Raw genomic sequence first — 12,216 nt, forward strand, 5'->3', positions numbered from 1 at the left:
AGATGTTCGGCTTTTCTGTATTTATGAACGAAGACTTGACGGCAGCAGAACTTGAGCAGATGACTGCGATGGTATCAGGCTTTAAAGGGATTTTCACCTCCATGCACATACCAGAAGACGATCGCAGTACCTATCGGCAGCGTCTGACGGACTTGGGAGGTTTCGCAAAAGACCATCAGCTGTCTTTAATGGTAGATATTTCTGGAAACGCCTTAGCAGAAGCGGGCTTTTCCATCGACAATCTGGGGGAACTAAGGGAGATCGGTGTCACTGGTTTACGAATGGACTATGCCATCGACAATCAACAAATCGCTGCTTTTTCAAAAGAAATGACCATCAGTTTGAATGCCAGTACATTAACGGAAAAAGACATTCGAGAGCTGCAGGCGTATGGAGCCGATTTTACTCGTTTGGAAGCTTGGCACAATTATTACCCCCGGCCAGAAACAGGACTAGATGCTGACTGGTTTCAGGAGAAGAACCGCTGGTTGAAAGCACAAGGCTTTTTCGTCCAAGCCTTTGTTCCAGGAGATGCCAAGAAACGCGGACCGTTATTTCAAGGATTACCCACACTGGAAAGACACCGCAACTGGTCGCCTTTTGCCGCAGCAATCGACTTGTTGGCTACTGGCTCAGTTGATGCTGTTTACATTGGCGATGGCATGGTTTCTGCAAAAAGTGCGCAGCAGTTTGCGACGTATCTGCAAGAAGCGCGGATCGTTTTGCGGGTCAAAGATCTTGGTTCTACTTACTTTGAACACGTACTAGGGGATCACCAGAATCGTTACGATGAAGCTCGAGATGTCTTGCGTAGCACCGATGCCCGTTTCAATGCCATTCCAGAAGTCAAACCTGAACTTAGTCAAGAGCGGCCAATGGGTGCTGTGACGATCGATAACCAAGAGTACTTGCGTTATATGGGAGAGATTCAAGTGTGCAAACGACCATTGCCTGCAGACCCCAAAGTCAACCTCGCCGCTCAGGTGATACCAGCCGATCTGCCTTTGATCCAACAAATCAAAGCAGGGATGCGATTTAAATTAGAAAGAGATGATTCCAATGAATAAAATCAATTTAGACAAATTAACGACTGAACGACGCAATAGCGAAACGAGCAATTTAGATGAAATGACGATTTTAGAAGCGTGCCAAAAAATGAACCAAGAAGATCAAAAAGTTGCCTATGCAGTGGAAAAAGAAATTCCTAGTATTGAAAAAGTGATTGAACAAACTATCGCTGCTTTTAAAAAAGGCGGACGCTTGATTTATCTTGGCGCTGGGACAAGTGGTCGATTAGGCGTCTTGGATGCGGCCGAATGTGTCCCAACCTTTGGGGTATCACCTGAGATGGTGGTTGGTCTGATCGCCGGTGGTGAAGAAGCGATGACGGTCGCTGTCGAAGGAGCAGAAGACTCCTTAACGCTAGGGAAACAAGACCTTGTCGATCTGAAGTTGAACCCAAATGACATGGTGATCGGGATCGCTGCCAGTGGTAGAACGCCTTACGTGATTGGGGCTCTTGATTACGCCAATGAGCTTGGTGCCACAACGGCTACGATCGCTTGTAACAAAGATGCGGAGATCTCTCAACATGCCAGCTTTCCAATTGAAGTCGATTGTGGCCCAGAGTTTCTGACGGGTTCGACTCGTTTGAAATCAGGAACTGCCCAAAAATTGATTTTGAATATGATCTCGACGTTATCGATGGTAGGGATCGGTAAAGTCTACAATAATTTGATGGTCGACGTGAAAGCGACCAACGAAAAATTGGTGGAACGCTCAAAACGGATCATCATGCAGGCAACTGAAGCTGATTATGAAACAGCCGCTGCAGCATTTGAAGAAGCAGATCAGAATGTCAAATTGGCGATCGTGATGCTGTTGACGGATAGCACGAAAGACGAAGCACAAGCAAAACTTGCCACGGCACAAGAGTTTGTCAAAACGGCGTTAGGAGGAGAAAAGTAATGGCAAAAGAAACACTGACGGTAGAAGAGTTAGCGGAGAAGATTTTTCAAGAAGCCGGCGGAATGGACAACGTAGAAACAGTCAATCACTGTATGACTCGCGTACGAATGACCGTCCGCGACCACGACAAGGTCGATCAACAAGGGTTAAAAGAGATTCCCGGCGTGATGGGTGTCGTCAATGACGAGCAGCTGCAAGTCATTATCGGACCAGGGAAAGTCAACAAAGTAGCCAACGCAATGGTGGCAAAAGCCGGTGTTGATTTAGGGCAAGAGATCCCGCAGCAAAAATCAGGCAAAGAGGCGTTATCAGAAAAAACGGCAGAGATGAAAGCAGCCCAAAAAGCCAAACAAAAATCATCACCATTGAAGTCGCTGCTGAAAGACATTTCAAATATCTTTGTTCCAATGATTCCAGCCTTCGTTGGTGCAGGACTCGTTGCAGGGATCGCCTCCGTTCTGACCAACATGATCACTGCTGGAAATTTAGATGGAGACACTTGGAATTATTATGTCATGATTTTAAACGTCCTAAGAAATGGGATGTTCACCTATTTAGCAATCTTTACTGGGGTCAATGCTGCGCAGGTCTTTAAAGCCAATCCAACCCTTGGTGGAGTGATCGGTTCGATCATCTTGCTGACCGGTATGAACCCAGAAGCCCCGATCCAAAACTTGTTCACCGGCGAAGCTTTAGCTGCCAACCAAGGAGGGATCATCGGTGTGATCTTCGCTGTATGGCTTTTGGCGAAATTAGAGGCAGTGCTGCATCGAGTGATTCCTGAAGCGATCGATATTATCGTGACTCCGACGTTGTGTTTGTTGATCATCGGTTTGACGGAGATTTTCTTGATCATGCCATTGGCAGGTCTGATCTCTGACAGCTTAGTCGGTTCAATCACTTGGGTCTTGAATGTGGGCGGTGCGTTTTCTGGGTTTGTCTTAGGGGCGGCCTTCCTACCAATGGTCATGTTTGGTTTGCATCAAATTTTAACCCCGATCCACATCCAAATGATCGAAGCAACAGGCAGCACGCAATTATTACCGATTTTAGCCATGGCTGGTGCCGGTCAAGTCGGAGCAGCTTTCGCCTTATGGGTACGACTACGTAAAGACAAAGAGCTTTCTGAAATGATCAAAGGTGCATTGCCAGTTGGGATCTTAGGTATCGGCGAACCATTGATCTACGGAGTGACATTGCCATTAGGTCGACCATTTATCACTGCTTGTATTGGTGGTGGGATCGGTGGTGCGGTCATTGGCGCTTTGACAAATATCGGCGCAACGGCGATTGGACCATCAGGGCTAGCTTTGATTCCATTGATTGCCAACGGCCGTTGGATGGGCTATATTTTCGGCTTGTTAGCAGGCTATGCTGGCGGCTTCGTTGCCACCTACTTCTTTGGGATTCCTAAAGATCGCTTAGAAGCAGTCAAAGGGATTGAGGCAGAGGAGGCAAAACCAGCTGCAACCGTCACTGTGCAACCGCAACCAAAAGAAACGAGTGAAACGGCTGCAAAGGAAACGGCAGCAAATTCATCAGCAACAACGATCGATACACCCTTATACGCAGTAGCAACAGGTACGACAAAATCGATCAGCGCGTCAAGTGATCCGGTATTTTCGCAAAAAATGATGGGCGACGGGTATTTCGTCTTGCCAGACAATGGGGCGATCTTTGCACCAGCAGCAGGAACCGTCACGACGATTTTCCCAACGAAACATGCATTGGGGATCAAGACTGCTAGCGGGCTAGAGATTCTGCTGCACATGGGTGTCGACACCGTCGAATTGCAAGGAGCACCTTTTGAGATCCTGGTGGAGGAAGGCCAAGCGGTGACACCAGCCACCCAAGTTGCCCAAGTCGATTTGGCGCAGCTGACAGCCAAAGGCAAAGCCTCTGAGATGCTCGTTATTATCACCAATATGGACCAAGCAGCCAACGTTGAACTATTACCGATCGCGGAAACAAAAGCGGGTCAAGCAGTGATGCACGTGGCAACGATAAAATAATGATAAAACCTCTATCTGATAAAGATGGAGGTTTTTTTTAAGAAGTTACTAAATTGATTGCGGAAACGAGGCCTTTATGTTACAGTTTCGTTACAAAGGGAGAAATCCCATACGAGGAGGCAATGACGATGAAAAAAATAATTTGGCTCGGACTAATGACGTTGGCATTTTCACCATTGATGGTTCATGCAGATGAAACGGCTACGAGTGGAAGTGACAATCCGGCTGCCGTTAGCGAGACACTTTCATCAGAAGGGCAAACAGACAGTGAGCAGATCCAAAATTCTGCCCAAGAAAGTACAGCGGAAAACCAAGAAACGGATCAATCCGCTACTTCAGAAACTACAGCTGACGAGAATCAAGAGCCGGTCGATTCCGAAGCCGTTATTGCCTCGATCCAAGCAGAGACAGGAACGCAAAACGTCAATGAAATCAATACATTAGCCGATGAACCTAGTTCGTTGCGTAGTGCGTTAACCCAAGGGATCACTGAAGGCAGTGTGACCGCATTTACCCAAGAACAGTTGGACCAGTTGACAGATGAAGAATTGACCAATGGCAATCGCCTAGCGCTACGTTATTCTAGTGATGCGATGGGCTTTGATATTGCTTACTTGGCAAAAATCATCGGTGCCTTGTTTGTCGATCAGACGTTATCCTGGGAAGCCATTGAGCCGCAACTGGCTTTTGATGCGAATAGCTACGCCAGTTTTGCTGACTTGATTCCTGTCGTGGATCAGTTGCAGGAATATTTACGGGGCGTCTATCCAGCAGACGGAGTCTTTTTACATTTGAATCAAGCCGTTTCCAACGAATGGATGATCTCAATTTTGACCAATTTGAATCAGATGGAACAAGAGATGCAAGTTGATCCAGGTGCCTTTGTCCCCGGACGGATCTCTTATATCATTCAAGCGGCAAATGATTCCATGTATCTGCCTACAGGCACGCAAACGAGTACGACTGAAGAAGCGACGGCAACTTCGACGACAGCCCAAGAAACAGCGACAACGACTTCTTCGAAAGAGGCAGACGCAACTGCCGATGGCGAAAAAACATTACCTAAAACCAATGAAGCGCCAAGTTATACCTTATTGATCGCCGGTGTTATCCTGCTGCTGATCGTTTTCTTGATTTTATGGCGCCGAAAGAAAAAATGACCGTTATTTATAATCGGCGGAATGAAAAAATAGCAACCTTCGTTTTCCATCAGGGAAACGAAGGTTTTTTGTTTTCAGAAATTTCACTCGTGATTTCTTTTCAAATAACGCCTTTTATAAAAAGACCAGAATCGATTCCTTCATAAAAAAGTCAAATTTAAATTCTTGCATTCTCTGGTGAGGGGTGTATAATGACACAGTGTCATATGACAACGTGTCATATCGAAAGCTGTGATTTATTTTAAATTAGAAAGGAGTTGCTTGTGATGCCGACCGATACATTTTTTCACTTGCCGCCAGAAAAACAAAAGCGCATCTTAAATGCGGCGAAAAAAGAATTCTCAAGACTGCCGCTGAAAGACGCCTCGATCGCCAACATTATCAAAGATGCCGAGATTCCTCGCGGGAGTTTTTACCAATACTTCGAAAACAAAGAAGATCTTTATTACTATTATTTCCATACGTTGAAAAAAAATAGTCAGCGAGATCTGCTGAAATCGATCCAACATGAAAACGGGGATCTGTTTGCGGGGTTCGAATGGTACTTTTCACGGATGATCGCCGAGGTTTTCAAAGGCAAAAACGCAAACTTTTACCGCAATTTATTTATGAGTATGGATTATCGTTCCTTCCATAAAGTCGTTCCAGAGATGCAGCACAAGATGCATCAAGAACACAAAGCCGATCGGCAGAAGCAACAAGCCATCTTTTTGTCAGAGGTCGACAAAGATTTATTGAAAGTCAAAGACGACCATGAGTTGAAAATGCTGATCCAGCTGCTGATGCATACCGTCTTTTCGACGATTGCCGAAGCCTATCGCCAATCAGCATTTGATCCAGACTATGATCCTGCCGAAGCGATCGCTGATTTCAACAGTAAAGTCCGCTGGTTAAGAGAGGGCGCAAAAAAAGAAAGAGGGGAAACCTATGATTAAGCTGATAAAACGCGTATCCGTCATTTCCATAATCATGGCAGTGGTGTTTATGGTGATCCAAGTCGTTTCTGATTTGTATCTACCGACATTGACTTCCAATATTATCAACAATGGTGTGGCGACAGGGGACATTGATTACATTTGGAAAACCGGCTTTTACATGATCGGCTTTTCATTGATCAGTATCATCGCTGCTTTAGGAAATACGTATTTCGCAACAAGAGAATCACAAAAATTAGGACAAAAACTACGTTCGGACATTTACCAAAAAGTTGAGAATTTTTCTTCTCGTTCTTTCGATAAATTTGGGACCGCATCATTGATCACACGAACCACTAACGACGTCAACCAAATTCAAATGGTGACGCAAATGTTTTTACGTATGATGATCAATGCACCGATCACACTGATTGGGGCGAGCTTCTTGGCCTATCAAAAAGATGCCCAATTAACACGAATCTTTTTAGTCGTTATTCCTATCATGCTAGTATTAGTTGGCGGTATTATGTATTTTGCCGTTCCTTTATTCAAAAGTATGCAAAAGAAAACTGACCGTTTGAACTTAGTCTTTCGTGAAGGCTTGACGGGGGTCCGCGTTATTCGGGCATTTGACAAGACGGATTATGAAGCGAATCGCTTTGATCAAGCCAACAAAGATTACACCCACACCGCGATCAAAGTAAATACCATCGTGGCCTTGATGATGCCTTTAATGACGTTGATCATGAGTGGAACGAACATTGCCATCACATGGTTTGGTGGTCATTATATTGCCGAAATGACCTTAGAAGTCGGGAACCTGATTGCGTTTATGACTTATGCGATGCAAATTTTGATCAGCTTTATGATGCTGTCCATGATCTTCGTGATGGTGCCAAGAGCCCAAGCATCAGCTGACCGGATCAACGAAGTCTTAAATGAAGAAGATGAAATTCTCGATCCAAAAACACCAGCGACATTGAGCTTACAAGGGGATCAAGCAACCTTGACTTTTGACCATGTGGCGTATCGCTACCAAGGCGCTGAGAAATTGGCGTTGGAAGATATCGACTTCCAAGCAAAATCTGGTGATTTTGTTGCCATCATCGGTGGGACGGGCTCAGGGAAAACGACCCTAGTCAATCTCTTGCCTCGTTTGTACGATGTGGAGTCTGGTGCAATCAAAATCAATGGGGTCAATATTGCAGAAATCACCCAGCATAATCTACGAGAAGTCGTGGGCTTTGTTCCGCAAAAAGCGGTACTGTTTTCCGGTACCATTCGTGAAAATATGAAATACGGAAAACCTGATGCGACAGACGAAGAAATCTGGCAAGCATTAGAGATCGCCCAAGCCAAAGATTTTGTCTCCGAACTGGCAGATGGCTTAGATAGCCGTGTAGAACAAGGCGGCGGCAACTTCTCTGGTGGACAACGTCAACGTTTAGCGATTGCTCGTGCGTTAGTGAAACAAGCAGATGTCTATGTCTTTGATGATTCCTTCTCCGCATTGGACTTCAAAACCGATGCAAACTTACGAGCAGCGCTGAAACGCGACATGCAAGACAGCATCATGGTCGTGGTTGCCCAACGGGTCAGCACCGTCATGGATGCCGATACGATCTTAGTATTGGATGAAGGACAACTCGTAGGGAAAGGGACCCATGAATCATTAATGGCAGACAATGAAACCTATCAAGAAATCGTTTCTTCACAATTGAGAGAGGAGGATCTTGCATGAGTGAAAAGAAAACAACAACACAACACCGTGGCGGACCAATGGGTGGCGGCCCGGGCCGTAACATCGGTGCCAAAGGACCAAAACCAAAAAACTTTTGGGGGACGGTCAAACGGCTTTTCGGGTACATGTCGAAACGCTCCCTCGCTATCATTGCCGTCTTCGTTTTAGCGATCGCAGCCGTGATCTTCCAAATCCAAACACCGAAAATTTTAGGGGAAGCGACCACTGAAATTTTTAAAGGGGTCATGATCGGTACGCAGCAGATGCAAGCCGGCCAACAGGTGACAGAATTTCCTATCGATTTTGAGAAAGTTGGTCAAATCATTTTGATCGCGATCGGCATGTATGTGATTTCAGCCGTCTTCAACTTTCTACAACAGTTTATTATGACCCGTGTCTCTCAACGAACGGTTTATGAGCTGCGTCGAGACTTAGATGAAAAAATGAACCGCTTGCCGATCTCTTACTATGATACTCACTCAAATGGGGATATCATGTCACGGGCAATCAATGATATGGATAATATCGCAAGTACCCTGCAACAAAACTTGACCCAATTTATTACGAGTGTCGTGACCTTTATCGGGGTTTTGTGGATGATGCTGACGATCAGTTGGCAACTGACTTTGATTGCTTTAGCAACGGTTCCTTTAAGCTTGATCGTCGTGATGATCGTCGCACCAAAATCGCAAAAATTCTTTGCGGCCCAACAAAAAAGTTTAGGATTGCTCAATGACCAAGTCGAAGAAACTTACGGCGGTCATACAGTAGTCAAAACCTTCAACCATGAAGCTGCCGATCAAGTCGTTTTTGAAGAAGAAAATGACCGTCTGTATTCTGCTGGTTGGAAAGCCCAATTTATTTCAGCGATCATTATGCCCTTGATGAACTTCATTAAAAACTTAGGCTATGTCTTCGTGGCTGTCCTTGGTGGAATCAAGGTAGCGAATGGGAACATGACGTTAGGGGATGTGCAAGCATTCTTGCAATACACCAATCAATTCTCTCAACCGATCACTCAAATCGCTAGCTTGCTAAACACCATCCAATCAACCGTTGCATCTGCCGAACGGGTCTTTGAAGTCTTGGATGAAGAAGAAATGAATGATGAGCCTTCTGGTTTACCTGTGGAAGACAGTGAATACAAAGTTCGTTTCGATCATGTTCAATTTGGTTATGCCCCAGACAAATTATTGATGACCGATTTTAATTTGGATGTCAAAGCTGGTGAGATGGTGGCTATCGTAGGACCAACCGGCGCTGGGAAAACCACGCTGATCAATCTCTTGGAACGTTTTTATGATGTTTCTGGCGGTAGCATTCGTTATGATGGCAGAGATACCCGAGACTTGACTCGTGATGAATTGCGTAGTAATATCTCGATGGTGCTGCAAGATACGTGGTTGTTTACCGGCTCCATCTATGACAACATTCATTATGGAAATGAAAAAGCGACCAAAGAACAAGTGATTGCTGCGGCGAAGGCTGCCCATGTGGATGATTTTGTTCGCAAATTGCCAGAAGGCTATGATACGGTCTTGAATGAAGAAGCCAGCAACATCTCCCAAGGTCAACGTCAGCTGATCACGATCGCCCGCGCCTTCTTAGCGGATCCAGACGTCTTGATTTTGGATGAAGCAACTTCTAGTGTCGATACGCGGACTGAGATCTTGATCCAGAAAGCAATGGGGCGTTTGTTAGAAAATCGGACCAGCTTTGTGGTTGCTCACCGTCTCTCTACGATTCGTGATGCTGACAATATCATCGTGATGAATCACGGATCAATTGTTGAAACTGGAAACCATGAGGAATTGATGGCGCAAAACGGTTTCTATGCAGACCTTTATAACAGTCAATTTTCAGAAGAAGTGGCGTGATCCACTGTTTGTAATGAAAGAAATTCTTCCCCAAATGATGATAAACAGATCGCCAAAGGTTGACTGAAAGAAAGCAGTGATTGTCACTGCTTTCTTTTTTTTATGAATTTATATGGCTTTATTTTAAATATTTATTGCAATTATCTAGATAAAAATGTATATTAATACATAATTTCGAATGATCCAAGACAAGGAGTGAAATCAATGAGCCATCTTTTTCCTAATTACAGTCGTTTGCCCATCGATATCCAGCAAGGCAACGGCAGCTATGTGGTAGATTCGCAAGGGAACCAATATTTAGATTTAACAAGCGGCATCGGGGTCGTTAATCTCGGTTATGGTCATCCCAAAGTGCAAGCCGCGTTGATGACCCAAGCAGAGCAGATTTGGCATGTGCCGAATTTGTATGACAGCCAGCTGCAAGAAGAAGTTGCCCAAAAGCTGACCCAAAATCAAACGAGCGCCTCAGACGAGCCGTATCTGGCTTATTTTTGCAATAGTGGCGCTGAGGCGAACGAAGCTGCTTTAAAGCTGGCTCGCAAAGCGACTGGCCGTAGCAAAGTCATCAGTTTTGAACAATCTTTCCACGGTCGGACCTTTGGCGCGATGTCTTTGACTGGGCAAAGCAGTATTCACGATGGGTTTGGTCCGCTGGTACCAGAGATGGTTTATGTACCCTTTAATGACCTTGAGGCATTGCAAGCCGTTTTAGATGAGCAGACGGCAGCCGTGTTTTTAGAATTGATCCAAGGCGAAGGCGGCGTGATCCCTGCCGAGGTGGCGTGGGTCCAAGGGGTGGCAGCCCTTTGTCAGGAGCAGGGAGCACTGCTGGTGGTGGATGAGATCCAAACCGGGATGGGACGGACAGGAACACTGTTTGCTTTTGAAGGATATGGCATTGAACCTGATCTTTTTACCGTAGCAAAAGGGCTTGGTAACGGGATCCCTGTCGGAGCAATGCTAGGCAAAAGTCATTTGCAAACGGCTTTTGGACCCGGTAGTCACGGTTCGACCTTTGGTGGCAATAAATTAGCGATGGCCGCTGCTAGTGCCGTCTGCAGTGTGTTGCAAGAAGAGGACATTCAAGTCAATGTTCAATTGCGTCAGCAGCAGTTTTTCGACGGATTGCAAGGACTATCTAAGGTGCAGGCGATTCGTGGGAAAGGATTGATGATTGGTATCGAATTAGCAGATTCGGAAAGCTTGCAATCCGTGTTGACTCAACTGCGGAACCAAGGCCTCCTCGCATTAAAGGCGGGTACCAAGGTTTTGCGCTTGCTGCCACCCTTAACGATCTCGCAAGAGGAAACGAAAGCAGCCTTGGCGATTTTACAAGCGATCTTAGCATAATTGTATAAAAATAGATTTTTTGGGCATTTTTTCTTATAAAAACCGAATAACAGCGAATTTATTTTAAATAGTTTTATAAATAATCATTGACAGAGCAATGGGAGTTTCTTATAATCTTAAGTAAATTCTTTTGAGGAGTGACGTGTTTGAAGGCAGCAATCGTTGGTGTAACAGGGTATACCGGAATTGAATTGATTCGTTTGATCCAGCAACATCCCCAATTGGAGGTGGGCACCTTGCATAGTCATTCTATGCATGAAAATTCATCAGTTTTGTATCCTCATCTAGTTGGGCTGACAGAGCAGCTGATCGAACCTTTTGATGCAGAAAAAATCCAAAAGGAAAATCAACTCGTGTTTTTTGCGACTCCTGCTGGAATCAGCAAAGAACTCGCAGCGACTTTTGTCGCAAATGACTTTCCAGTGATTGACCTTTCTGGTGATCTGCGATTGAAGGATCGGGATAGCTATCAAAAATGGTATCACCAAGAAGCTGCCCCTGCCGAGTTGTTGGCACACGCGACCTATTCGCTGCCTGAGTTTGCAACGACTCCTGGCAATTTGATCGCCAATCCAGGCTGTTATGCGACTGCTGCCATTTTAGCTGCTGCGCCGTTGGTTCAGCAAAAACTATTCAGCGGTACGTTGATTTTTGATGGCAAGTCGGGTTTGTCGGGTGCTGGTAAGAAATTGACGGACAGCAGTCACTTTGCAACCGCTGCGGATAACATGACGATGTATAAGCCAAATCAGCATCAGCATATTCCTGAGATCATGCAGCAGTTTCAGCAATGGGATCAGGCAATGCCGCCGATCCAATTTTCTACCAGCTTACTGCCTGTCAAAAGAGGGATCTTTATGACGCTTTATGCGCCTATCAAAGACGCGATTTCGCAAGAGGACATCTATGAGCTGTACGTAAAAACGTATCAAGACCATCCGTTTGTCCGAGTGCAACCGTTAGGAAAGCTGCCCGAGCTGCGGCAAGTGACGGGAACGAATTTTTGTGACATTGGCATATGTTTCAATCCGCTGACCCAAGTGTTGACCGTTGTCGCAGTGATCGATAATTTGGGCAAAGGGGCTGCTGGCCAAGCGATCCAAAACTTCAATCGATGGGCAAAGATACCAGAAACGACTGGTCTTATGCAAGCACCGTTATATCCATAAAATAGCCAACAGACGCGTGAGGATA

At 45.4% G+C, this 12,216-nt stretch carries 9 protein-coding genes; all 9 read left to right on the plus strand.

Annotated elements, in window-relative coordinates:
* Positions 1-2 precede the first annotated feature (2 nt).
* The 9 genes from IGK85_RS01865 (at position 3) to argC (ending at position 12,191) form a co-directional block, all read left to right on the plus strand.
* Positions 3-1,067 carry a DUF871 domain-containing protein gene (locus IGK85_RS01865; RefSeq protein WP_008376208.1) on the plus strand — a complete coding sequence of 355 codons (1,065 nt, stop codon included), beginning with the start codon at positions 3-5 and terminating at the stop codon, positions 1,065-1,067.
* Complete coding sequence (murQ, locus tag IGK85_RS01870; protein WP_429972129.1) at positions 1,060-1,968, plus strand: N-acetylmuramic acid 6-phosphate etherase; 909 nt, start codon at positions 1,060-1,062, stop codon at positions 1,966-1,968. The genes IGK85_RS01865 and murQ overlap by 8 nt, the downstream gene beginning before the upstream one ends.
* Positions 1,968-3,980 carry a glucose PTS transporter subunit IIA gene (locus IGK85_RS01875; protein ID WP_008376202.1) on the plus strand — a complete coding sequence of 671 codons (2,013 nt, stop codon included), beginning with the start codon at positions 1,968-1,970 and terminating at the stop codon, positions 3,978-3,980. The genes murQ and IGK85_RS01875 overlap by 1 nt, the downstream gene beginning before the upstream one ends.
* Before the next feature lie 128 nt (positions 3,981-4,108).
* Complete coding sequence (locus IGK85_RS01880; protein ID WP_008376200.1) at positions 4,109-5,140, plus strand: LPXTG cell wall anchor domain-containing protein; 1,032 nt, start codon at positions 4,109-4,111, stop codon at positions 5,138-5,140.
* 266 nt (positions 5,141-5,406) lie between these two features.
* The gene (locus IGK85_RS01885) at positions 5,407-6,075 is read left to right on the plus strand and encodes a TetR/AcrR family transcriptional regulator (RefSeq protein WP_005232294.1); all 669 of its coding nucleotides are present in this window, start codon (positions 5,407-5,409) and stop codon (positions 6,073-6,075) included.
* On the plus strand, positions 6,068-7,795 hold the full coding sequence (locus IGK85_RS01890; protein WP_008376197.1) for an ABC transporter ATP-binding protein: 1,728 nt from the start codon (positions 6,068-6,070) through the stop codon (positions 7,793-7,795). The genes IGK85_RS01885 and IGK85_RS01890 overlap by 8 nt, the downstream gene beginning before the upstream one ends.
* A complete protein-coding gene (locus IGK85_RS01895; RefSeq protein ID WP_005232291.1) occupies positions 7,792-9,672 on the plus strand; it encodes an ABC transporter ATP-binding protein in 1,881 nt (626 codons plus the stop codon). Before IGK85_RS01890 ends, IGK85_RS01895 begins: the two co-directional genes overlap by 4 nt.
* A gap of 204 nt (positions 9,673-9,876) precedes the next feature.
* Positions 9,877-11,022, plus strand: coding sequence for an acetylornithine transaminase (locus IGK85_RS01900; protein WP_087664812.1), 1,146 nt, complete (start codon positions 9,877-9,879; stop codon positions 11,020-11,022).
* A gap of 146 nt (positions 11,023-11,168) precedes the next feature.
* Positions 11,169-12,191 (plus strand): N-acetyl-gamma-glutamyl-phosphate reductase, encoded by a 1,023-nt coding sequence (gene argC, locus IGK85_RS01905; protein ID WP_008376191.1) that lies wholly within the window; start codon positions 11,169-11,171, stop codon positions 12,189-12,191.
* The last annotated feature ends 25 nt before the right edge of the window (positions 12,192-12,216 follow it).

It is taken from the genome of Enterococcus sp. AZ015 (assembly GCF_050499225.1).
Lineage (GTDB): Bacteria > Bacillota > Bacilli > Lactobacillales > Enterococcaceae > Enterococcus_D > Enterococcus_D entomosocium.